General features: G+C 73.4%; 21 protein-coding genes. 12 read left to right on the top strand and 9 right to left on the bottom strand.

Translation table 11 applies throughout. From position 1 onward, the window contains the following. Positions 1-192: 192 nt before the first annotated feature. The 4 genes from ACIGXO_RS12515 to ACIGXO_RS12500 all read left to right on the top strand — a co-directional run bounded on the left by ACIGXO_RS12515 (position 193) and on the right by ACIGXO_RS12500 (position 4,300). A complete protein-coding gene (locus ACIGXO_RS12515) occupies positions 193-1,548 on the top strand; it encodes a glycosyltransferase family 4 protein (RefSeq protein ID WP_399784339.1) in 1,356 nt (451 codons plus the stop codon). 67 nt (positions 1,549-1,615) lie between these two features. Next, entirely contained in the window at positions 1,616-2,383 is a 768-nt protein-coding gene (locus ACIGXO_RS12510; RefSeq protein ID WP_399784336.1) for a class I SAM-dependent methyltransferase, read from the top strand. Beyond that, on the top strand, positions 2,380-3,450 hold the full coding sequence (locus ACIGXO_RS12505; protein ID WP_399784333.1) for a prenyltransferase: 1,071 nt from the start codon (positions 2,380-2,382) through the stop codon (positions 3,448-3,450). Before ACIGXO_RS12510 ends, ACIGXO_RS12505 begins: the two co-directional genes overlap by 4 nt. 55 nt (positions 3,451-3,505) lie before the next feature. Then, the gene (locus ACIGXO_RS12500; RefSeq protein ID WP_399784331.1) at positions 3,506-4,300 is read left to right on the top strand and encodes a maleylpyruvate isomerase family mycothiol-dependent enzyme; all 795 of its coding nucleotides are present in this window, start codon (positions 3,506-3,508) and stop codon (positions 4,298-4,300) included. A 10-nt stretch (positions 4,301-4,310) separates the two neighbouring features. Here ACIGXO_RS12500 and ACIGXO_RS12495 read toward each other — a convergent pair whose 3' ends face one another. From ACIGXO_RS12495 to ACIGXO_RS12475, 5 genes are all read right to left on the bottom strand, one after another. Next, complete coding sequence (locus ACIGXO_RS12495; protein ID WP_399784328.1) at positions 4,311-5,321, bottom strand: LLM class F420-dependent oxidoreductase; 1,011 nt, start codon at positions 5,319-5,321, stop codon at positions 4,311-4,313. 150 nt (positions 5,322-5,471) lie between these two features. After that, positions 5,472-6,299 carry a hypothetical protein gene (locus ACIGXO_RS12490; RefSeq protein WP_399784325.1) on the bottom strand — a complete coding sequence of 276 codons (828 nt, stop codon included), beginning with the start codon at positions 6,297-6,299 and terminating at the stop codon, positions 5,472-5,474. A gap of 185 nt (positions 6,300-6,484) precedes the next feature. Then, positions 6,485-7,480, bottom strand: a complete 996-nt coding sequence (locus ACIGXO_RS12485) for an N-acetylmuramoyl-L-alanine amidase (RefSeq protein ID WP_399784323.1) — start codon at positions 7,478-7,480, stop codon at positions 6,485-6,487. Between the two features lie 138 nt (positions 7,481-7,618). Beyond that, a complete protein-coding gene (locus ACIGXO_RS12480) occupies positions 7,619-8,281 on the bottom strand; it encodes a class I SAM-dependent methyltransferase (protein WP_399784321.1) in 663 nt (220 codons plus the stop codon). Between the two features lie 237 nt (positions 8,282-8,518). Next, positions 8,519-9,214: a hypothetical protein gene (locus tag ACIGXO_RS12475; RefSeq protein WP_399784318.1), complete on the bottom strand. Its 696-nt coding sequence runs from the start codon at positions 9,212-9,214 to the stop codon at positions 8,519-8,521. Positions 9,215-9,332: 118 nt separating this feature from the next. Here ACIGXO_RS12475 and ACIGXO_RS12470 point away from each other — a divergent pair, with 118 nt between their 5' ends. From ACIGXO_RS12470 to gcvH, 5 genes are all read left to right on the top strand, one after another. Continuing rightward, positions 9,333-11,606 carry an acyl-CoA dehydrogenase gene (locus ACIGXO_RS12470; protein ID WP_399784315.1) on the top strand — a complete coding sequence of 758 codons (2,274 nt, stop codon included), beginning with the start codon at positions 9,333-9,335 and terminating at the stop codon, positions 11,604-11,606. 17 nt (positions 11,607-11,623) lie between these two features. Then, positions 11,624-12,844, top strand: a complete 1,221-nt coding sequence (locus ACIGXO_RS12465) for a lipid-transfer protein (protein ID WP_399784312.1) — start codon at positions 11,624-11,626, stop codon at positions 12,842-12,844. A 125-nt stretch (positions 12,845-12,969) separates the two neighbouring features. After that, a complete protein-coding gene (locus tag ACIGXO_RS12460; protein ID WP_399784310.1) occupies positions 12,970-14,424 on the top strand; it encodes an MFS transporter in 1,455 nt (484 codons plus the stop codon). Between the two features lie 123 nt (positions 14,425-14,547). Further along, positions 14,548-15,345, top strand: coding sequence for an SDR family NAD(P)-dependent oxidoreductase (locus ACIGXO_RS12455; protein ID WP_399784306.1), 798 nt, complete (start codon positions 14,548-14,550; stop codon positions 15,343-15,345). A gap of 73 nt (positions 15,346-15,418) precedes the next feature. Then, positions 15,419-15,808: a glycine cleavage system protein GcvH gene (gcvH, locus tag ACIGXO_RS12450; protein WP_399784302.1), complete on the top strand. Its 390-nt coding sequence runs from the start codon at positions 15,419-15,421 to the stop codon at positions 15,806-15,808. A gap of 94 nt (positions 15,809-15,902) precedes the next feature. Here the strand turns inward: gcvH and ACIGXO_RS12445 are convergent, their stop codons facing one another. From ACIGXO_RS12445 to ACIGXO_RS12430, 4 genes are all read right to left on the bottom strand, one after another. Next, positions 15,903-16,508, bottom strand: a complete 606-nt coding sequence (locus tag ACIGXO_RS12445; RefSeq protein WP_399784299.1) for a response regulator — start codon at positions 16,506-16,508, stop codon at positions 15,903-15,905. Further along, positions 16,505-17,770, bottom strand: a complete 1,266-nt coding sequence (locus ACIGXO_RS12440; RefSeq protein WP_399784296.1) for a sensor histidine kinase — start codon at positions 17,768-17,770, stop codon at positions 16,505-16,507. The genes ACIGXO_RS12445 and ACIGXO_RS12440 overlap by 4 nt, the downstream gene beginning before the upstream one ends. Positions 17,771-17,888: 118 nt before the next feature. Beyond that, entirely contained in the window at positions 17,889-18,617 is a 729-nt protein-coding gene (locus ACIGXO_RS12435) for an ABC transporter permease (protein ID WP_399784293.1), read from the bottom strand. Next, on the bottom strand, positions 18,617-19,615 hold the full coding sequence (locus ACIGXO_RS12430; protein WP_399784290.1) for an ABC transporter ATP-binding protein: 999 nt from the start codon (positions 19,613-19,615) through the stop codon (positions 18,617-18,619). The genes ACIGXO_RS12435 and ACIGXO_RS12430 overlap by 1 nt, the downstream gene beginning before the upstream one ends. A 372-nt stretch (positions 19,616-19,987) precedes the next feature. On the opposite strand from ACIGXO_RS12430, the gene ACIGXO_RS12425 reads away from it, so the two are divergent. From ACIGXO_RS12425 to ACIGXO_RS12415, 3 genes are read left to right on the top strand one after another with little or no spacing between them, the layout of a single operon-like run. Further along, entirely contained in the window at positions 19,988-20,878 is an 891-nt protein-coding gene (locus ACIGXO_RS12425; protein ID WP_399784288.1) for a MaoC/PaaZ C-terminal domain-containing protein, read from the top strand. Positions 20,879-20,892: 14 nt separating this feature from the next. Then, positions 20,893-21,969 carry a Zn-dependent alcohol dehydrogenase gene (locus ACIGXO_RS12420; protein ID WP_399784286.1) on the top strand — a complete coding sequence of 359 codons (1,077 nt, stop codon included), beginning with the start codon at positions 20,893-20,895 and terminating at the stop codon, positions 21,967-21,969. Between the two features lie 16 nt (positions 21,970-21,985). After that, on the top strand, positions 21,986-22,936 hold the full coding sequence (locus ACIGXO_RS12415; RefSeq protein WP_399784283.1) for a 3-oxoacyl-ACP reductase: 951 nt from the start codon (positions 21,986-21,988) through the stop codon (positions 22,934-22,936). Positions 22,937-23,141: the final 205 nt, after the last annotated feature.

The raw sequence follows: 23,141 nt of genomic DNA, 5'->3' as shown, positions 1-23,141 counted from the left end.
TCTGCTGATCGGCTCAGCATGGCAGGGGGTGGGTCGTGGCGCGAATCACCTGGTGCGGCTCTTTTCGCCGATGCCCCGACCGGTAGATTCGAGCCTGGTGAACTCGTCGGTAACCGATCGGTTCTGTAACTTGTTCTAGATTAGCGCCAGCGGTTACGCTCCGGCGAAAGTCCAGTGAGAGAGGGGCCGAGAGTGTCCGCTGAGGCCGTCCAGGCAGCCGCCGCTCGCCCCGCCGAGGCCGCCACCGGCGACCGGCCCCTGCGGATCGCCCTGCTCACGTACAAAGGGAACCCGTTCTGCGGCGGCCAGGGCGTCTACGTACGCCACCTCTCGCGCGAACTGGCCGGGCTCGGCCACTCCGTGGAGGTCATCGGCGCGCAGCCCTATCCCGTGCTCGACGGGGGCGTCCCGCTGACCGAGCTGCCCAGCCTGGACCTGTACCGGCAGCCGGACCCGTTCCGCACGCCGAAGCGCGGCGAGTACCGGGACTGGATCGACGCCCTCGAGGTCGGCACGATGTGGACCGGCGGCTTCCCCGAGCCGCTCACCTTCTCCCTGCGGGCCCGCCGCCATCTGGCCGCGCGCCGCGGCGACTTCGACGTGATCCACGACAACCAGACGCTCGGCTACGGCCTGCTCGGCGACCTCGGCGCGCCACTGGTCACCACGATCCACCACCCCATCACCGTCGACCGGCAGCTGGACCTGGCCGCAGCCGAGGGCTGGAAGCGGCGCGCCTCGGTCCGCCGCTGGTACGGCTTCACGCGCATGCAGAAGCGCGTCGCGCGCCGGCTGCCGTCCGTCCTCACCGTCTCCGGCTCCTCCGCCCAGGAGATCACCGACCACCTGGGCGTCCGTCAGGACCGCATCCACGTCGTGCACATCGGCGCCGACACCGACCTCTTCTCGCCGGACCCCTCGGTCCCCGAGGTCCCCGGCCGCATCGTCACGACCTCCAGCGCGGACGTGCCGCTCAAGGGCCTGATCCACCTCGTCGAGGCGCTCGCCAAGGTCCGTACGGAGAACCCGGAGGCGCACCTCGTCGTGGTCGGCAAGCGCGCCGACGACGGGCCGGTGGCCGCCGCCATCGAGCGGTACGGGCTCGGCAACGCCATCGAGTTCGTCAAGGGCATCAGCGACGCCGAGCTGGTCGACCTGGTCCGCGGCGCCCAGGTGGCCTGCGTGCCCTCCCTCTACGAAGGCTTCTCCCTCCCCGCCGCCGAGGCCATGGCCACCGGTACGCCGCTGCTGGCCACCACCGGCGGCGCCATCCCCGAGGTCGCCGGGCCCGACGGCGAGACCTGTCTCGCGGTGCCGCCGGGCGACGCGGGCGCGCTCGCCGCGGGCCTGAACCGGCTGCTCGGCGACGCGGAGCTGCGCCGCCGGCTCGGTACCGCGGGCCGCGCCCGGGTCCTCGCCCGCTTCACCTGGCGGCAGGCGGCCATCGGCACCGCCGAGCGCTACCGCGAGGCCATCGCGGCCCGCGCCGCCCACCGGCCCGCCGCGGCCCCCACCACGCCGGCGGCCGCCCCCGCGGCCGCACCCTGACCTGACGAACACCGCTCCCGGCCGGCCTCCGCGGCCGGGAACACCCCAGGACGAAAGCTGAGAGGCCGTGCTGACCGTCGACTTTTCCCGATTCCCGCTCGCACCGGGTGACCGCGTACTCGATCTGGGGTGCGGCGCGGGCCGGCACGCCTTCGAGTGCTACCGGCGCGGCGCGCACGTCGTGGCCCTCGACCAGAACGCCGAGGAGATCCGCGAGGTCGCCAAGTGGTTCGCCGCCATGGAGGAGGCCGGCGAGGCCCCGGCGGGCGCCACCGCCACCGCCATGGAGGGCGACGCGCTCGCGCTGCCCTTCCCCGACGACTCCTTCGACGTCGTGATCATCTCCGAGGTCATGGAGCACATCCCCGACGACAAGGGCGTGCTCGCCGAGATGGTCCGGGTCCTCAAGCCCGGCGGCCGGATCGCCGTCACCGTCCCGCGCTACGGCCCCGAGAAGGTCTGCTGGGCGCTGAGCGACGCGTACCACGAGGTCGAGGGCGGCCACATCCGCATCTACAAGGCCGACGAACTGCTCGGCAAGATGCGCGAAGCGGGCCTGCGCCCGTACGGCACGCACCACGCGCACGCGCTGCACTCCCCGTACTGGTGGCTCAAGTGCGCGTTCGGCGTGGACAACGACAAGGCGCTGCCGGTCAAGGCGTACCACAAGCTCCTGGTCTGGGACATCATGAAGAAGCCGCTGGCCACGAGAGTCGCCGAGAACGCGCTGAACCCGCTCATCGGCAAGAGCTTCGTCGCGTACGCCACCAAGCCGCACGAGCCGAAGGCGCACGCCGCCGCCACGCACGACGAGCCCGCGCGAGCCGCCCTGTGACGAGCCCCGGGCGCACCGAACGACTCGTCCTGCCCGGAGTGCTCACCGCGGAGCAGGCCGCCCGCACCGTCGCCGGCATCCTCGCGACCCAGCGCGCGGACGGCGCCATCCCGTGGTTCCGCGGCCACCACCTCGACCCCTGGGACCACACCGAGGCCGCGATGGCGCTGGACGCGGCCGGCGAGCACGAGCGTGCGGAAGCGGCGTACCTGTGGCTCGCCGAGCACCAGCTCCGCGACGGCTCCTGGTACGCCGCGTATGCGGACGGGGATGCGGCCGAGCCCACCGACCGCGGGCGCGAGACCAACTTCGTCGCGTACATCGCCGTCGGCGTCTGGCACCACTACCTCTCCACCGGCGACGACACCTTCCTCGACCGCATGTGGCCCGCCGTGTACGCCGCGATCGAGTTCGTCCTCGCCCTGCAGCAGCCCGGCGGCGAGATCGGCTGGAAGCGCGAGGACGACGGCACGCCCGTCAACGACGCGCTGCTCACCGGCTCCTCCTCCATCTACCAGGCGCTGCGCTGCGCCCTCGCCATCGCCGACCAGCGGGACGAGCCCCAGCCCGACTGGGAACTGGCGGTGGGCGCCCTCGGGCACGCGATCACCCACCACCCCGAGCGCTTCCTCGACAAGTCCCGCTACTCGATGGACTGGTACTACCCGGTGCTCGGCGGCGCGGTACGCGGCCAGGCCGCGAAGGAGCGCATCGAGTCCCAGTGGGACGACTTCGTCGTGCCCGGTCTCGGCGTGCGCTGTGTGCTGCCGAACCCGTGGGTCACCGGCGGCGAGAGCGCCGAACTCGCGCTGGCCCTCTGGGCGATGGGCGAGTCCGACCGCGCGGTGGACATCCTCCGCTCGATCCGGCACCTGCGCGCCGAGGACGGCATGTACTGGACCGGCTATGTCTTCGACGACGAGGTGGTCTGGCCGCGCGAGCTGACCTCGTGGACGGCGGGCTCGCTGCTGCTGGCGGTGGCCGCGCTCGGCGGCGACGAGGCCACCACGGCGGTCTTCGGCGGCGAGCGGCTCCCGACGGGCCTGGTCCCGGACTGCTGCGGGTGATCCCCTTGCCCCGAAATTCGGGGCAAGGGCCCAAGAAGCGCACTAGTGTGCGGGTATGACGCGCCTTGGGTACGAGAGGTACTGCGAAGAGATCACGCTGCAGGCCCGGTTGTTCCGGGAGGCACTGCAGGGGGCGGACCTGAAGGGGACCGTGCCCACCTGCCCGGACTGGACGGTCGGGGACCTGACCCGCCATCTCGGCGGCGCACTGCGCTGGATGGCGGCGAACGTACGGACCCGGGCGCAGGCCCCCGTGCCCCCGGAGGAGGTACCGCAGGCCGAGGGGCCCGGGGACGGCGAGCCGGCGGCGCTCGGCTCCTGGCTGCGGGAGAGCGCGGCGCTGGCGGCCTCCGAGCTGGCGGCGGCCGGACCGGGCACCCCGGTGTGGAGCTGGGCCGACGAGCAGAGCACGGACTTCTGGGTACGGCGCGCGGTGCACGAGACCGTGATCCACCGCGCGGACGCCGCGCTCGCGGCCGGCGTGCCCTACGCGCTGGCTCCGGAGGTCGCCGCCGACACCCTGGAGGAGTGGCTGGAGATCGGGAGCCTGCCGCAGACGATGGAGCGGCGGCCGGAGCTCGCGGGGCTGCTGGGCCCGGGGCGCACGGTGTGCCTGCACGCCACGGACACCGGACCGGCCGGCACCCGCTGGGTGATCGACCTGACCGGCGACCGGATCGCCTGGCGGCACGGCGGCCAGGACGAGCGGGCCGCCGCCACGCTCAGCGGCCCACTGACGGACGTACTGCTGGTCTTCTACCGGCGCCTGCCCGCGGACACCCCGACGGTCACGGTCCAGGGCGACCGCGACCTGTTCGACGAGTGGCTCGGCCTGGTGAGCTTCGGCTAGGAGTTGAGCTCTAGGAGTTGAGTTCGGCGAGTACGCGCAGGGTGTGCGGGTCCGGGGCCGTCACGAGGAGGTCGGTGACCGGGCCCGCGCGCCACGACTCCAGCCGCTCGGCGATGCGCTGACGCGGTCCGACGAGGGAGATCTCGTCGGCGAAGGCGTCGGGGACGGCCAGGACGGCGTCCTCCCTGCGGCCCTGCCGGAAGAGGTCCTGAATCCGGCGGGCCGCCTCCTCGTACCCCATGCGCGCCATCAGGTCCGCGTGGAAGTTCCTGGTGGCGTGCCCCATGCCGCCGATGTAGAAGCCGAGCATCGCCTTGACCGGCAGCAGGCCCTCGGCGACGTCGTCGCAGACGGTGGCGCGGGCCATGGGGGCGATGCGGAAGGAGGGCGGTGCGTCCGCGAGCGACGCCCGGTAGACCTCGGTGCGCTCCGGTGACCAGTACAGCGGCAGCCAGCCGTCGGCGATGCGGGCGGTCTGGGCGATGTTCTTCGGCCCCTCAGCGGCGAGGAACACCGGCAGGTCCGCGCGGAGCGGGTGGGTGATCGGCTTGAGCGGCTTGCCGAGGCCGGTGCCGTCCGGGCCGCGGTACGGATGGGTGTGGAAGCGGCCGTCCAGCGTGACCGGCCCCTCGCGGCGCAGCACTTGGCGCACCACGTCGACGTACTCCCGGGTCGCGGTCAGCGGGCTCTTCGGGAACGGCCTGCCGTACCAGCCCTCCACGACCTGCGGACCGGACAGGCCCAGGCCCAGCATCATCCGGCCGCCGCTGAGGTGGTCCAGGGTGAGCGCGTGCATCGCGGTGGCGGTGGGCGTGCGGGCCGCCATCTGCGCGATGCCCGTGCCCAGCCCGATCCGCGAGGTGTGGGCGGCGATCCAGGTGAGGGCGGTGAACGCGTCCGAGCCCCAGGACTCCGCCGTCCACACCGAGTCGTACCCCAACGCCTCCGCCTCGCGGGCGAGTTCGAGGTGGCGGGGGTCGGGGCCGCGGCCCCAGTAGCCGAGCGCCAGTCCGAGCCGCATGCCGATCCCTCCAGACACACTTCACTTCTGACGTGCCACTTCTGCTCCTGACGTACCGTCAGGTCGGTGCGGTGACTGTACGGGGGCGCGGCGGGGAAGGCAACGGCCCCCCGCCCGCAAGGGGGCGAGGGGCCGGGAGCGCGGGTGGCGTCAGCCGCGCTGGATGCCGGTGGTGTCCTGGAGGACGCCGCGGCGGCCGTCCTGGGTCTGCGCGATCAGCGCCTGACCGCGCTGCTCGACCGCGAGGTACCAGGTGCCGGGGGCCAGTTCGGCGATCGGCGCCGTGCTGCCGTCCTCGCCGTACAGCGGGCGGGCGACCGGAACAGCGAACCAGAACGGCGCGAAAGCTTCGGCCGGCGCGGCGGTCTGCTGGTCGGCCGTCTGCGGCTGCGCGGCCTGGCCGCCCTGCACGGGCTGGCCGCCCTGGGCCGGCTGCGGCTGGCCGCCGTACGAGGGCTGGCCGCCCTGCTGCTGCGCGCCCGGGTATCCGTAGCCCTGGCCCGGCACCTGCTGCGCGCCCGGATAGCCGTAGGCGGCGTTGGCGCCCGTGGGGTACGCGGAGGGAGTGGTGGCGGGGGCGGTGATGAGCTGGCCCTGCAGCGCCGGGACGAGCGGCGAGGCGACGGCCGCACCCGCGAGGATCAGCGCGGCGATGAAGCCGATGATGATGCCGGGGCCCGCGCTGCCGACACCGATGATCGTCCAGAACGCGGTCCACGCGGCGAAGATGGTGATCGCGACACCGAACTGTCCCAGCTCGAGGCCGGCGATCTTGCGAGGCTGCGGCGTCATGCGGTGGAGCACGATCAGGGCCGCACCGATGACACCCGCCAGATAGATGCTCATGACGACCGGAAGCATGTCCCAGGCGTTGAAGCTCTCCAAGCCGCCGGAGTAATCGAGGAACGAGGCGATGAACAGCAACACCGCTGCTCCGATCACCACGCCGTCGCCTCGTGTGAGGGATCGGATGTTCACGTAAGAAGTCCTTTGCCGTGTTTCGTCATGGGTCGTGCTGTCACCGGTTGCGCACGGTGCGAGGCGCGGGGGTGGCCCCATCGTAAGGGGGAACCTACCGTCGGATCCGCTGGGTCGTCTCGTCCGTATATCGGGCATGGAACGTCCGTATATGGGGCGCGGTCGGCACCTGTGGGCGGCGGCTCTCAGCCCTTGAGGAAGCCCGTGATGCCTTCGGTGATGCCGACGGCCGCCTTCTGGCGCCAGGCGGGGTCGGTGAGGCGCGCGGCGTCCTGCGCGTCGCGCATGTTGCCGCACTCCAGGAAGACCTTCGGCACCCGGGAGAGGTTGAGCCCGCCCAGGTCGGTACGGGTGTCCAACCCCTTGCCGGCACCGATGTAGTTGGCCGGCGCGCTGCCGGTCGCCGCGACGAAGCGGCCCACGAGGTGGTCGGCGAGGTCGCGCGAGGGGCCGGTGATCTTCCGGGTGTCCGCGCCGCCGCTGTGCACCACGCCGGGGCGGATCACATGGAAGCCGCGGTTGCCGGCCCCGGCGCCGTCCGCGTGGATCGAGAGCGCGGCGTCGGCGTGCGCCGCGTTGCCGATCTCGGCACGCTCGTCCACGCACGGGCCGTACGGGCGGTCGCCGTCCTGGGTGAAGACGACCTTGATGCCTTCCTTCCGCAGCAGCGTGCGGGCGCGGCGCGCCACGTCGAGCGTGAAGGACGCTTCGGAATACCCGGCGTTGGTGGAGGTACCGGTGGTGTCGCACTCCTTGCGCGCGTTCCCGACGTCGACCTGGCGCGCGATCTCCGCGGTGTGGTCGCGGTTGGTCGGGTTGTGCCCGGGATCGATCAGGACGACCTTGCCCTGGAGCGGACCGCGCCGGCGGCCCTCCTTGTCGCGGCCACCCTTGTCGCGGTCGCTCTGGTCCCCGTGGGTCTGGTCCCCGTGGGGCTTGTCCCTGTCGCTCGGGTCCCCGTGGGGCTTGTCCCCGTCATCCTCGCCTTGTCCGGCCGGCCGGCCGGCGGGGGTGTGTGATCCGGCGGCCGCGGGCCGCTCCGGGCCCGGCCTGGCGGGGGACGCCGTGCCCTGGCCGGCGGCGCCGCAGCCGGCGCAGCAGAGGGCTGCCAGTACCGCCGGCACGGCCAGCAGGGCGCGGGCAGGGCGGCGGGAGGTGGGGGGAGTACTGCCGTTCGACACAGCGCGATCGTAACGTCCGGCGCCCGGAAGCCGGTGTTCCCGCGGGGCGCGCGTCCCTCAGATGCGTGTCCTCCAGGTACGTGTCCTTCGGATCCCGCCCGTCCCCGGATCCCGCCCGTCCTCGGATTCCGTCCGTCCTCAGATGCCGTTGCCCGTGCGGCGCAGGACGCGGAGTGAGCGGTGGGCCGAGACCTCCGTGAAGGCGCCGGACTCCAGGGCGCGCAGGTAGATGCGGTACGGGGCCTGGCCCGTCCACTCGTCCACCGGGTCGGGGAAGACGTCGTGGATCACCAGCAGGCCGCCCGGGGCGACGTGCGGCGCCCAGCCCTCGTAGTCCGCCGTGGCGTGCTCGTCGGTGTGCCCGCCGTCGATGAAGACCAGGCCCGCCGGGGCCCGCCACAGGGCCGCGGCCTGCGGGGAGCGGCCGACGAGCGCGAGGACGTGCTCCTCCAGCCCGGCCGCGTGCAGCGTGCGGCGGAAGGCGGGCAGCGTGTCCATCCGCCCGACCTCGGGGTCGACAACCTCCGTGTCGTGGTACTCCCAGCCCGGCTGCTGCTCCTCGCTGCCGCGGTGGTGGTCCACGGTGACGGCGGTGACCCCGGCGGCGCGCGCCGCGTCGGCCAGCAGCAGCGTGGACCGCCCGCAGTACGTCCCGATCTCGATCAGCGGCAGCCCGAGCCCGCCCGCCTCGACGGCCGCCGCGTACAGCGCGAGCCCCTCGTCGACGGGCATGAACCCCTTGGCCGCCTCGAACGCGGCAAGGATGTCCGGCTGGGGTGCGACGGCGGCAGCGGCGGCCATGGGTGCCTCCTGGGCGTACTCGGAAGTAGGTGCCCATGCTGCCGTACGCCGACGGAGACCCCAGCGGCGGGCCTCACCTGCCGTTTCGCGACGGGTCCCGGCTCCGGCGGGTCCTGCCTTCGGTGGGTCCCGGCTCCGGCGGGTCCTGGCTTCGGCGGGGCCTACCTTCGGTGGGTCCTCCCTGAGGCGGGACCTCCCTGAGGCGGGCCCTCCCTTCCGGGCCCTCCTTTCGGTGGGTCAGCTGATCAGGTCCTGGACGCGGAGGTGGCCCGCGGGACGCTCGTACTCGCCGGACCAGAGCCCGCCCGCGTGGCTGCGAGCGGCGGCGACCAGCGCGGAGCCGTAGTGACGGGTGGCGAACACCGGTATGCCTATGCGGTAGCGCTGCTCGGGCACGTGCGGCGGGCGCGCCGGGTCCTGGTCCCGGGCGATGAGCGGGGCCAGCACCGGATCGTCCGCGTCCACCCCGCCGGTGGGGAACAGTTCGAGGCTCATCAGGCGGGGCCCCGGCCGGCTCCCCGTGCCCTTCTGCCCGGGGGCCGTCTTCCGCGTCTGCCCCCGCGGCTCCGGGCGCTGCGGGCACCGGATCAGCTCGGCCGCCTCCAGCGAGGCCCACGGTATGACGCCGTTCACCCGCTCCTTCCGGTCGTGCAGCCACCAGACGCCCGTCGCGTCGAAGGCCAGATAGGCGTGCCGGTCCACCCACCCGGCCCAGATCGTCCCCGCCCCGACCGCGCCGAACACGAGGAACCAGAGCACCGCGAAGATCCACGCGCCGACGCCGTACTCATACGCCACGCAGGCGAGCGGCAGCGCGACGGCGAGGAGGAGGGCCCAGATCCCGCCGCGGAGCGTGCTGCGGTTCCGCTGCTTTCCGAAGGGGAAGACGGCGGCGTCCGGGGCGGGAGCTGCGGGCAGCTGTTCTTGGGCCATGTGAAGAAGTCTACGGACCACCACTGACAACGGCCCTGACCAGCCGAAATGACAACGGGCCGCATCGATCGCGTATCTGACCTTCCGTCAGATTGGAACGTGTTCTAGCCTGCCCCGCATGGGCATCGGGATCACGCAGGAGCAGCGGGAGTTGGCGGACGCGGTGCGGGGCTGGGCGGCGCGCGCCGTGCCGCCGGAGGCGCGGCGCAAGCTCGTCGACGAGGGCGGTGGGGCCGGCGGGCGGCCCGCCCACTGGGACGCGCTGGCCGCCCAGGGCCTGCTCGGCCCGCAGCTTCCGGAGGAGTACGGCGGGGGCGGTGGCGAGCTGCTGGACCTGGCCGTCGTCCTGGAGGAGACGGGCCGGGCCGGGCTGCCGGGCCCGTACCTCCCCAGCGCCCTGGCCGCCGAGCTGCTGCACCGCGGTGGGCGGGCGGACCTGGTGCGGGCCGTGGCCACGGGCGAGCGCATCGCCGCCGTCGCGCTGGAGCCCGGCGGAATGGCGGCGGTCGGCGGGACCAAGGGAACCGAGGGGCCCGAGGGGTACGTCCTGGACGGCACGGCCCCGCCCGTACTCGGCGGCGGGGACGCCGATCTGCTGCTGCTCGCCGCCGGGACCGCCACCGGCACGGTCTGGCTGGCCGTCGACGCCGGGACGGCCGGGCTGACCGTCCGCGTGCCGCGCGGCGCCGATCCCACGCGCCCCGCCGCCGAGGTCACCGCGTCCGGCGCGCGGATCCCCGCCGACCGCCTGGTAGCCGTCGACGCGGCGCTCGTACGGGACCTGAGCGGGACGCTCTTCGCGGCCGAAGCGTGCGGCACCGCCGCCTGGGCGCTGCACACCGCCGCCGAGTACGCCGCCGTGCGCGAACAGTTCGGGCGGCCCATCGGGCAGTTCCAGGCGGTCAAGCACCTGTGCGCGGAGATGCTCGTACGGCTCGAACAGGCGCGGGCTCTGACCTGGGACGCGGCCCGGGCCATGGACGAGGCGCCGGACGTGCGCGGCCTGGTGTCCGCGCTGGCCACCGCGACCGCCCTGGAGGCCGCGTTCACCTGTACCAAGGACTGCATCCAGATACTCGGCGGCATCGGCTTCACCTGGGAGCACGACGCGCACCTGTACCTGCGCCGGGCGACCGTGGCCCGGCAGCTGCTGGGCGGCCCGGCCGGGCACCGGCAGCGCGCGGCCCGGTACGGCGCGGCCGGCGCCCGGCGCGCACTGGGACTGGAACTGCCCGCCGAGGCGGAGCCGTACCGGGCCGCGGCACGCGCGGTGATCGCCGACGTCAAGGGGCTCGACCCGGCCGCCGCGCGCCGGGCGCTCGCACCCACCGGTTACGCCGCGCCGCACCTCCCCGAGCCGTACGGCCTCGGCGCCGGGCCGCTCCAGCAGCTCGCCGTGCAGGAGGAGCTGCGGGCGGCCGGGGTGAAGGTGAGCGACCTGGGCATCGCCACCTGGGTGGTGCCCTCGCTGATCACCTACGGCACGCCGGAGCAGCAGGAGCGGTACCTGCTGCCCACGCTCCGGGGCGAGCAGCTGTGGTGCCAGCTGTTCTCCGAGCCGGAGGCCGGGTCCGACCTGGCGTCGCTGCGGACCAGGGCCGAGCGGACCGAGGACGGCGGCTGGCGGATCAACGGTCAGAAGGTGTGGACGTCGGCGGCGCAGTGGGCGCGGTACGGCATCCTGCTGGCCCGTACCGACCCGGACGCGCCCAAGCACAAGGGCCTGACCTTCTTCGTTGTCGACATGGAGACACCGGGCATCGATGTCCGGCCGCTGACGGAGATCACCGGGGATGCCCTCTTCAACGAGGTGTACTTCGACGACGTGCTGCTGCCCGCGGACGCCGTGGTCGGGGAGGCCGGGGACGGCTGGCGGGTCGCCCGGCACACGCTCGGCAACGAACGCGTGCACATGGCCGACCAGCTGACCTTCGACACCGGGCTGGAGGCGCTGATCGCGCGGGTGGGTGAGCCGGACGCGGACGGGGCGGACGCGGACCGGGCGCATGCGGGCGGGGCGGATGCGGGCGGGGCGGATGCGGGCGGGGCCCTGCGGGACCGCGTCGGCGCGCTCGCCGCCGAGGCGCACGCGCTCGGCTGCATCGGGCTGCGCACCACCCTCCAGCAGGTCGACGGCCTGGAACCGGGCGCGGGAGCCAGCATCCGCAAGCTCGTGCAGACCCGCCACCAGCAGGCCGTCGCCGAGCTGGCGCTCGAACTCCTCGGTCCGGCGGGCGCGGTGGCGGAGGGCGCGGGGGAGCGGGCGCTGCACGGCTTCCTGATGTCCCGCTGCCTGACCATCGCGGGCGGCACCACCCAGGTACAGCTCAACGTCGTCGCGGAGCGGCTGCTCGGCCTCCCCAGGGACCCCGAGCCGCGCCCCCTCATCTGACTCCCAGGAGGGCACGTATGACTGGCAAGGCGTACATCGTCGGCGTCGGGATGACGAAGTTCGAGAAGCCCGAGACGCGCGAGTGGCAGTACTGGGACATGGTGGGGGAGGCGGGCTCGGCCGCGCTGGCCGACGCCGGTATTCCGTACGAGAAGATCGAACAGGTCCCGGTCGGCTACTGCTACCAGGCATCCACCGCGGGCCAGCGCGCCGCGTACGAACTGGGCCTGACCGGCGTCCCCGTCTACAACGTCAACAACAACTGCGCGACCGGCGCGACGGCCCTGATGCTGGCCCGCCAGTTCGTCGAGTCCGGCCTCAACGACTGTGTCCTGGCGCTCGGCTTCGAGAAGATGAAGCGCGGCGCGCTGGGCGGCGGCGCGGACGGTGGTGCCCGCGGCGGAGCCGCTAATGGACTCGGCGCCACCTCTCCCGTCGCCCGGCACTACGGCGTCATGGCCGCCGCCCACGGATTCGAGATGACCCCGCCCACCGCCCAGATCTTCGGCAACGCGGTCCGCGAGCACATGGAGAAGTACGGGACGACCGCCGAGCAGCTGGCCGCCGTCGCCGCCAAGAACCACCGCCACTCGGCGGACAATCCGTACGCCCAGTTCCAGGACGTCTACACGGTCGAGGAGATACTCGCCGCCAGGACCATCCACCGCCCGCTCACCAAGCTCCAGTGCTCGCCGACCTCCGACGGCGCGGCCGCGGCCGTGATCGCCTCCGAGCGCTTCGTGCGCGAACACGGCCTGGCGGACCGTGCGGTGGAGATTGCCGCCCAGGCGATGACCACGGACACCGAGGACTCCTTCTCCTCCGGTTCCTGCATCGACGTCGTCGGCAAACCGATGTCGCGCGCCGCGGCCCGGCAGGCGTACGAGGCGAGCGGCCTCGGTATCGAGGACGTCGACGTGATCGAGCTGCACGACTGCTTCTCCGTCAACGAACTGCTGACCTACGAGGCGCTGGGCATGTGCGCGGACGGCGAGTCGGGCAAGCTCGTCGCGGACGGTGCGACGACGTACGGCGGCCGCTGGGTCGTGAACCCCTCCGGCGGCCTGATCTCCAAGGGCCACCCCCTCGGCGCCACCGGCCTCGCCCAGACCGCCGAACTGACCTGGCAACTCCGTGGCGAAGCGGGCCCCCGCCAGGTCCCGGGCGCGCGGGTGGGCCTGGCGCACAACATCGGGCTGGGCGGGGCGGCGGTGGTGACGGTGCTGCGGAGGGCGTAGCCGCGGGGTGCGCCTTTACCTGGGCGGGAGTGGGGGCAGGACCTGTGGCCGGGCGGTCTTAGGTCCTCCGGCCCGGGGCCGCTGGGCCGATAATCCGATGCCCCAGGCATCTGTCGGATGACACGATGGCCCTCATGCCCCCGCTCACGACCACTGATCAGCAGCCGTCCGGAACGACCGCCCGCAAGGCGCCGCCTGCCTGGGCGGTGATGCTCTCGGTCTGCGCGGGGCAGTTCCTCGTGGTGCTCGACGTCTCCGTGGTGAATGTCGCGATGCCGTCGATGCGGGCCTCGCTCGGGCTGAGCGAGCTGGGGCTGCAGTGGGTGGTCAACGCGTACGTGATCACCTTCGCCGGCTTCCTGATGCTCGGCGGGCGCGCCGCTGATCTCTTCGGACGCAAGCGGGTCTTCCTCATCGGGCTCGGGCTGTTCACCGCCGCCAGTCTGGGCGGCGGGCTCGCCCAGGAGCCCTGGCAGCTGATCGCCGCCCGTACGGTGCAGGGCGTCGGCGCCGCCGTGCTCGCCCCGGCCACCCTCACCATCCTCACCACCTCCTTCCCGCAGGGCCCGGCCCGCACCCGGGCCGTGGCCACCTGGACCGCGGTCGGTGCGGGCGGCGGCGCCGCGGGCGGTCTGGTCGGCGGGCTGCTCACGCAGTTCCTGTCCTGGCGCTGGGTGCTGCTGATCAATGTGCCGATCGGCGCGCTGGTACTGGTCGGCGCCGCGCTCTGTCTGAGCGAGAGCCGGCAGGAGGGCCGCCGGCGACTGGACATACCCGGCGCGCTGCTGGTCACCGGCGGGCTCGCGCTCGTCGCGTACGGCATCGTGCAGACCGGCGAGCGCGGCTGGACGGCCGCGGGCGCGCTGCTGCCGCTGCTCGCCGGGCTCGTCGTGCTCGGCGCGTTCGTGGCGGTCGAGGCCCGCTCCGCGGCACCGCTGATGCCGCTGGGCGTCTTCCGGCCGCGGTCGGTGTGGGCGACGACCTCGGCGATGGTGGTCGTGGGCGCCGGCATGTTCTCCATGTGGTACTTCCTCTCGCTCTACACGCAGAACGTCCTCGGCTACACCGCGCTCCAGGCCGGCCTCTCCTTCCTCCCGCACTCGCTCTCGATCGTGATCGGCTCCAAGGCGGCGCCCCGGCTGATGGCGCTGCCCCGGCTCGGCGCGAAGACCGTGGCCGTGGCGGGTGTGCTGCTCGCGGCCGTCGGCATGGCCTGGCAGTCCACGATGGACGCGGACGGCACGTACCTCGGCACGATCCTGGGCCCGGGCGTCACGATGGCGCTCGGCGCGGGCCTGTCGGCCACCCCGATCGCCGCGATCTGCACGTCGGGCGCGGCGGCGGGCGACGCCGGACTCGTCTCCGGACTGATCAACACCTCGCGGCAGATGGGCGGCGCGCTCGGCCTGTCGGTACTCTCCACGGTCGCGGCCGGGGTGGTGGGCAGCGGCCGGGTGGCGCTCGCCGACGGCTACGCGCTCGCCTTCCGGGTCGGCGCCGTGGTCCTGCTGGCCGGCGTGCTACTGATGCTGTTCTCCTTGCCGGGGCGCGAGAAGGACGCTGCGCCGCACGCCGCCTGAAGCGCCGGGCCAGGCCCCGCTGCGCCCGGTCCGTCGGGGCCTCGGCCTGCTGTGTCCGGTCCGCCGGGGTGCGGGCGGCGGCTCGCCGCGAAGGGGTGCGGGCGGGGCTGGCAGGATGCGGGCATGGCTGACACCGCTGCTGCCCCTGTTCCCCCGCCGTTTCCCGCCAACGGCCGCCGCGTGCTGGTCAGCGGCGCCTCGCGCGGCCTGGGCCGGGCCCTGGCACACGCCTTCGCCGAGAACGGTGACCGGGTCGCCGTGCACTACGGCACGCGCCGGGCGGACGCAGAGGACACCCTCGCCACGCTGCCCGGCGAGGGCCACGTACTGCTCCACGCGGACATCGCCGACCCGCAGGGCGCCGCCGGCCTGATCGACGCGGCCGACGCGGCGCTCGGCGGCATCGACGTCCTGGTCAACAACGCCGCGGTCAACACCCCGCACCCGCCCGCCACCACCTCCTACTCCGACTGGACCGCCGCCTGGCAGCAGCACGTCGCGGTCAACCTGCTCGGCACCGCGCACCTCAGCCACGGCGCGGCCCAGCGCATGATCGCGCAGGGCGGCGGCGGACGGATCGTCAACGTCGGCTCGCGCGGCGCCTTCCGCGGCGAGCCGGACCATCCCGCGTACGGCGCGACCAAGGCCGCGGTGCACGCGCTCGGCCAGTCCCTCGCGGTCGCGCTCGCGCCGTACGGCATCGCGGTGGCGTCCGTCGCGCCCGGCTTCATCGACACCGAACGCGTCGGTCACCGGCTGGCCGGCGAACAGGGCGCCGCGATCCGCGCGCAGAGCCCGTTCGGCCGGGTGGCCGAGCCGGCCGAGATCGCGGCGGCCGTCCGCTGGCTGGCCTCCCCGGAGGCCCAGTGGAGCTCGGGCACGGTACTGGACGTCAACGGCGCGTCCTACCTGCGTACTTGAGGCCCGCCTGCGGCGTCTGTGAGCCCGGTTTCCGCCTTGTCGGCCCGCTCGCGGCAGTGCCACCGTCATCCGCATGGCGAACTTTCCCGAGGACCTGTCGTACAGCAAGGACCACGAGTGGCTCCGGCTGGACGGTGACCGGGCCACGATCGGCCTCACGGACCACGCCCAGCGGCAGCTCGGCGACATCGTCTACGTCGAACTGCCCAAGGAAGGCGAGCGGTTCGACGCCGATGAACCCTTCGGCTCCGTGGAGTCGGTCAAGGCCGTCAGCGAGGTCTATCTGCCGGTCGGCGGCACCGTACTGACGGTCAACACCTCGCTCAACGACGAGCCGGAACAGATCAACACCGACCCCTACGGCGACGGCTGGCTGCTCCGGATCCAGGTCACCGACAGCACGAACGCCCTGCTCACCGCCGCACAGTACGAGGAGTACGTGCGCGAGGGGACTCCCCGCTGAGCCACCGGCCGCCCGAGCGGGGCGGGGCGGCCACCGGCCCGGTCACCACCGGCTCTGGGTGGCCACCGGCCGTACCGAGGCTCCTCCGCCGCTCTTACAGCCAGCCGTTGCGTCGCGCCGCCCGTACCGCCTCCATGCGGTTGCGCGTGCCGGTCTTGCCGATCGCCGCCGAGAGGTAGTTGCGCACGGTCGCCTGCGAGAGGTGCAGCTTGCCCGCGATGTCGGCCACCGTCGCGCCGTCCACCGCGGCGGTCAGCACCTCCCGCTCGCGCGGCGTCAGCGGATTCGGTCCGGCGCTCAGCGCGGCCGCCGCCAGCCCCGGGTCGATCACCCGCTCCCCGGTCAGCACCCGCCGGATCGCCGCGGCCAACTCCTCCACCGGCCCGTCCTTGACCAGGAAACCGCACGCCCCGGCCTCCATCGCCCGGCGCAGATACCCCGGCCGCCCGAACGTCGTCACGATCAGCACCTTGCAGTCCGGCAGCGCCTCGCGCAGATCCGCCGCGGCGTCCAGGCCGCTGCGCCCGGGCAGCTCGATGTCCAGCAGCGCGATGTCCGGGGAGGTCTCCAGCGCCGCGTCGACGATCTCGTCGCCGGCCGGCACCTGCGCCACCACCTCCATGTCCGGCTCCAGGTTCAGCAGCAGCGCCAGCGCGCCGCGCATCATCCCCTGGTCCTCGGCCAGCAGGACCCTGATCACCTGGACACCCCCTCCACCTCCGGCAGTACGTCCGCGTCCTCGGGCAGCTCCGCCACCAGCCGGAAACCGCGCCGCCCGTCGGCCCCCGCGTCCAGCGTCCCGCCGGCCGCGGCCAGCCGCTCGGCGAGCCCGGTCAGCCCTGTGCCTCCGCCCCCGGTGAGTCCGGCCAGTCCCGTGCCCCCGTCCTCGGCGAGACGGGTCAGCCCCGCGCCCCCGCCCCCGGCGGGCGAGTGGGAGCTCGCGGGGCCCCGGCCGTCGTCGGTGATCGTCAGCCGGGCCCGGCCGCCGTCGACCCGCACCTCTATCTCGCAGCGGGTGGCGCCGCTGTGCCGTACGGCGTTGGTGACGCCCTCCCGTACGACCCAGCCCAGCAGCGCGCCGGCCTGCGGGGACAGCGGCGGCCCCGACTGCCGCACGACCGGCTCGATGCCGCCCGCCTCCAGCGCCGAACGGGCCCGGTCCAGCTCGGTGGTCAGGCTGCCCTGGCGATAGCCGGTGACCGCCTCGCGGATCTCGGTGAGCGCCTGCCGGCCCACCGCCTCGATGTCCGCGGCCTGGGCCAGCGCCGCGTCCACGTCCCGCGGCGCCAGCCGGCGCACCGCCTCCGCCTTCACCACGACCACCGAGAGCGTGTGCCCCAGCAGGTCGTGCAGGTCGCGCGAGAACCGCAGCCGCTCCTTCTCCACGGCCGTACGGGCCAGCTCGCCCTGCGTGGCGTGCAGTTGGCGGTTGGCCGCGAAGAGGCCGAGGATGGCCGCCGTGACCATGCCGGAGACGAATGTGCCGTACCCGATGGTCGCCGAGTCCCACGGGTCGCCGTTGCCCCGCCCGGCGATCGCCCCCGCCGACGCGCTGGCGACGAAGAGGAAGACGAACAGCGGCCTGCCCCGCAGCAGCGTCCCGCCCGCCAGCGACATCAGCGGGAAGAACAGCATCCACGAACCGCCGTAGCCGATGGCCAGCGCGTATGTCACCGCCGCCAGCGTGCCCAGCAGCCAGTACGGCCACGCCGCCGCGCGCGCCCGGACGTCGAAGGCGGCCCGCACCACCGCCACATAGAGGGAGTTGAAGACGAGCAGGCCCGCGCCCGCGAGCCAGGGATTGCCCGTCCTGCCCTGGAGGGTGTTGGACAGCGCGCCCACGCCCATGACCAGCCAGGGCATGAACGTGGCGGAGGTCGGACCCTTCCGCTGCGGGGCACCGATCGGGGTCGTCGGACCCCACGTCCCCCAGAGCGGCATCCCGCAGTCCTTCTCGCCCATCGCGCCCTCGACCGTCGCCGTCGTCCTCCCGGGCCGTGCCTTCCACGGCAGCCACCCGAGGAGAGGGCGCCGCTCCCTCTCCCGGTTCCCACCGGGCGCCGCGGACCGCCTCATCGCGTCACGCCGTCCGCGCCGCACGCCGGTACGCGTACACCGCGTAAGCGCCGAAGACTGCCAGCCAGGCCACCAGCACGAGGATCGTGCCCGCCGACGGGCCGTGCCCCGCGGTGACGCTCCAGCCCAGGTCCGCGAAGCGGTTCGACGGGGTCCAGCGGGATATTTCCTGCAGCCAGCCGGGGAACACCGCGGCCGGGAACCACAGCCCGCCGATGATCGCCAGCACCATCATGGAGCCGGCGTTCACCATGCCCGCGGCCTGCGTCGAGAGGCGGTAGCCATTGCCCAGGCCGAGCAGGGTGAACGGTGTGGTGCCCAGCCACAGCAGCACCACCAGCCCGGCCCACTGCGCGGCCGACAGCTGTACGCCGTTGACCAGCGCGCCCAGCAGCAGCACCACGACGATCGCGGGCAGTACGGTCACCGAGGCGCTCAGCCCGCGGCCCACCACCACCCGGGCCGGGGACAGCGGCGTGATCCGCAGCTGCCGCAGCCAGCCGAGCTTCTTGTCCTCGGCGACGCCGTTGCCGGTGCCGAGCGCCGCGCCCAGCGCGCCGTACGACGCCATGCCGACCATGGCGGTGACCTTCCAGGCGCCGGCGTCCTTGCCCGTGTCCCCGACGAGGTTGGTGAGGAGGAGGTACATCAGCACCGGCATCCCGATGCCGAAGATGACGAAGCCCTTGTCGCGCAGCGTTCTGCGGACTTCCAGACGGATGTAGTCGATCATCACCGGGCTCCTTCGCCGACCGCCGCGGCGCCTTCCAGGGCACCGGTACCGCTGACCGCCGGGCCGCCGTCCCCGGCGTCCGTGCGGGAGGAAGTAAGGGAGAGGAACGCGTCCTCGAGGCTGGCCGGGGCCACCTGAAGGCCCCTTATGAGGTCCAGCCGGGCCAGCGCGCGCACCGTCGCGTCGGAGTCCGCCGACCGCAGCAGCGCCCGGTCGCCCCGTATCTCCAGCGACGTGACGCCCGGCAGTCCGGCCAGGCCGTCGGTGGGCGTGCCCGCCAGGTCGAAGGAGACCAGCGCGCCGCCGACGGTGCGCTTGATGGCCTCGCCGGTGCCGTCGGCCACCACCCGGCCGCGGTCGACCACCACGATCCGGTCGGCGTTCTCGTCCGCCTCGGTCAGGTAATGCGTGGAGAACACCACGGTGTTGCCGCGGCGCGCGTACGCCCGCATGGCCCGCCAGAAGTCGCGGCGCCCCTCGACGTCCAGCGCCGTGGTCGGCTCGTCCAGCACGACCAGCTCCGGATCGCCCGCCAGCGCCACCGCGAAGCGGACCCGCTGCGCCTGGCCCCCGGAGAGCTTGTCCACCCGCTGCCCGGCGAGCGCCTCCAGGCCGGCCAGCGCCAACGTCTCGGGCACCGCCATCGGTTTGGGATAGGTGGCCGCCACGAAGGTGACCAGCTCCCGCACCGTCACCCGCGGTATCGGCCGGCCGTCCTGCAGCATCGCGCCGATCCGCCCCTCGCGTACCGCCCGCTCCGGTGTGCCGCCGAACAGCCGCACCTCGCCCGACGTGGGCGGCAGCAGCCCGAGCAGCATGCTGATGGTGGTCGATTTCCCCGCGCCGTTGCGCCCGAGCAGGGCGACGGTCTCGCCGCGGCGGACCGTGAGGTCCAGCCCGTCCACGGCCCGCACCTCGCCGTATGTCTTCACCACGCCCGAGAACGCCACCGCGGTGCCCTCTCGCACGCTCCCCGTCGTCCCCCTCGCTCCCGTCATTCCCGCCGTCCCCGTTCTCCCCGTTTTCCCCGTTGTCGTCGTCACGCTCATGAATCTACGGAGACCGGTCCGACCTCGGTAGAAGGGAATGTCTTCGACCGGAAAGGACAAATGTCATGGGTGGGGTGACCGGGCTTGCGGCTCCAGGGAACTGACGATCCGTCAGGGGTCTTCCGGGTCCGCCCGGGATGGGCTATACATGCCCCATCGGTAGAACGCGTTCTAGTGCAGCGCCGGCCGTGCCGGCCGCGCCGCGCGCCCCGCGTCGCCGATCGCTGACGACCCCGGCCGGCCGACGGTGCGGACGGCCGGCCGGGGTCTTGCCGACTCCCGGCCCGCCACCCGCACCGCACGGCGAAGGAGCCCCGCCCCATGCCCATCGACGCCGCCAAGGCCATCGCCGCCGAGCCGCGTACCTCCGACATCGCCTGGGACCACAAGGACATCCAGCTCTACCACCTCGGTATCGGCGCGGGCGCGGCCACCGAGGAGCGGCCCGGCGCCGCCACCGACCCCGACGAGCTGCGCTACACCCTGGAGAGCCGGCTGCACGTGCTGCCCAGCTTCGCCACCGTCGCGGGCGCCGGCATGGCCGTGGTCGGCGGGCTCTCGGCACCGGGCATCGACGTGGACCTCGCGGCCGTCCTGCACGGCGCCCAGAAGATCACCCTGCACCGGCCGATCCCGCTGCGAGGTGCCGCCCGGCAGACCGCGACCATCCCCGCCGTGTACGACAAGGGCAAGGCCGCGGTCATCGTGCTGCGTTCGGAGACCGCCGACGCGGACGGGCCGCTGTGGACCAGCGACACCCAGATCTTCGTCCGGGGCGAGGGCGGCTGGGGCGGCGAGCGCGGGCCCTCCGACCGCCTGGACGTGCCCGAACGGGCGCCGGACCGCACGGTGACCCGGCTGATCAGGGCCGACCAGGCGCTGCTGTACCGGCTCTCCGGCGACTGGAACCCGCTGCACGCCGACCCCGAGTTCGCCAAGCTCGCGGGCTTCGACAAGCCGATCCTGCACGGGCTCTGCTCGTACGGCGTGACGCTCAAGGCGGTCGTCGACACGCTGCTGGGCGGCGACGTGGCGCGCGTCCGGTCGTACGCGACGCGGTTCGCGGGCGTCGTCTTCCCGGGGGAGACGCTGCGGATCCGGATGTGGCGGACCGCGCAGGACCGCATTCAGGTCGTGGTGACGGCCGCCGACCGGGAGGACGCACCGGTGCTGGCGGACACGGTGGTGGAGCACAGCCAGGACACGCCCTAGAGGAGGAGCCGCAGATGCGCGCAGCCGTACAGCACGAGACAGGGCAGGACAAGCTCGAGGTACTGGACGACGTCGAGGCGGTGGGCTTCGGCCCCGGCAAGGTCAGGATGCGGATCAGGGCCACCGGGCTCTGCCACTCCGACCTCTCCGCGATGAACGGGGTGCTGCCGCAGCCCGCGCCCTTCATCCCCGGGCACGAGGGGGCGGGCGAGATCCTGGACGTGGGGGACGGCGTCACCGGGCTCGCGCCGGGCGACCGCGTCCTGATGTGCTGGCTGCCCGCGTGCGGCGCGTGCCCGTCCTGCAAGCGCGGCCAGACCCAGCTGTGCCTCACCGGGTTCATGAACGCCGGTACGCCCAACTTCAAGCGGGGCGACGGGGACGTCTTCGGGTTCGCGGGCACCGGGACCTTCGCCGAGGAGGTCGTCGTCGGCGCCAACTGCGCGGTACCGATACCCGACGACGTGCCGTACGACATCGCCGCGCTGATCGGCTGCGGGGTGACCACCGGGCTCGGCGCGGCGATCAACACCGCGCAAGTGGCGGCCGGTTCGTCGGTCGCGGTCATCGGGTGCGGCGGCGTCGGAATCTCCGCGATCCAGGGCGCGCGGGCCTGCGGCGCGGCGCAGATCGTCGCCGTGGACCCCGTGGAGTCGCGGCGCGAGGCCGCGCTGCGCTTCGGAGCGACCGAGGCGGTGGCCCCCGGGGAACTCGCCGACGCCAAGCAGCGGATCACCGCGGGCGAGGGCTTCGACTACGTCTTCGAGGTCGTCGGCAAGTCCGCGACGGCCCGCACCGCGTACGAGACGACCCGGCGCGGCGGCACGCTGTGCGTCGTCGGCGCGGGCGCGATGGACGACTTCTTCCAGGTCAATATGTTCGAGCTGTTCTTCGACGAGAAGAAGATCCTGCCCTCGCTGTACGGGGGCGGGGACGTGGTCCGTTCGTACGAGCGCGCCATCGCCCTGTGGCGGGCCGGCCGGATCGACCTGGAAGGGCTGATCACCCACCGGGTGCCGCTCGCGGACATCAATGACGCGCTGGACCAGATGCGTACGGGGACGTCCCTGCGCACCTGCATCGAGCTGTGAGGGCGAGGGGGAGCCGATGACCGGGGAACCGAGGACGCTGCGGGGCAGGACGGCGATCGTCACCGGAGCGGGCCGCGGCCTGGGCCGGGCCGAGGCGCTGGAACTGGCGCGGCTCGGCGCGAGCGTCGTCGTCAACGACTACGGGCAGCCGGGCAGGGACGGCTCGGGCGAGGCGTCGGCGGCGCCCGCCGAGCAGGTCGCCGCCGAGATCAGGGCGGCCGGCGGGCAGGCCACGGCCCACCTCGGGGACGTGGCCGACCACGACACGGCCCGCGGCCTGGTCCGGCTGGCCGTGGACACCTATGGCACGCTGGACATCCTCGTGAACAATGCGGGCATTCTGCGGGACCGTATGGTCTTCTCGATGAGCGAGGACGAGTGGGACTCGGTCATCCGCGTTCATCTCAAGGGCCATTTCAATACGACCCATTTCGCCGCCGCGTACTGGCGCGAGCGCTCCAAGGCGGCCGGCGGGCCGGTGTACGGGCGGATCGTCAACACCTCGTCCGAGGCGTTCCTCGCGGGCTCGGCGGGCCAGCCCAACTACGCGGCGGCCAAGGGCGGCATCGTGGGGCTCACCACGTCGACCGCGGCGGCCCTGGGCAAGTACGGCGTGACGGCGAACGCGATCTGCCCGCGGGCCCGCACCCGTATGACCGAGGACGTCTTCGCCGCCTTCGCGGTACCGGGTGAGGGCGAGCTGGACGCGCTGGCACCCGAGCATGTGTCGCCCCTGGTGGGGTATCTCGCGGGGCCCGCGGCGGCACGCGTCAACGGACAGGTCTTCGTCGTGCACGGCGGCATGGTCGCGCTCGTCGACCGGCCCCGGGTGGCCGCGCAGTTCGACACGGCCAAGGACGTCTTCACGTACGAGGAGCTGGACGCGGCGCTCACGCCGTACTTCGAGGGCCGCGCCCCGCAGGAGAACTTCGCGGCGACGGAGATCCTGGCCCTCAAGAAGGGCTGAACCGCGCAACGAAGGGCAGCGCCCCGCAACGAAGAGCAGAGCCGCGCAACGAAGGGCAGCGCCCGCAAAGAAGGGCCGCGCTCACCATGAAGGGCTGAGCCCCGCAGGTCCCGAAGGCGCACCCCGGACACACGACGGCCGTGGCCGCCACGAGAGACGTCTCTCGTGGCGGCCAAGGCCGTCGTGTGTCCGGGGTGCGCCTTCG

This window comes from Streptomyces sp. NPDC053542 (genome assembly GCF_044544685.1).
Taxonomy (GTDB): domain Bacteria; phylum Actinomycetota; class Actinomycetes; order Streptomycetales; family Streptomycetaceae; genus Streptomyces.
This window is presented reverse-complemented; position numbering and strand designations above follow the sequence as displayed.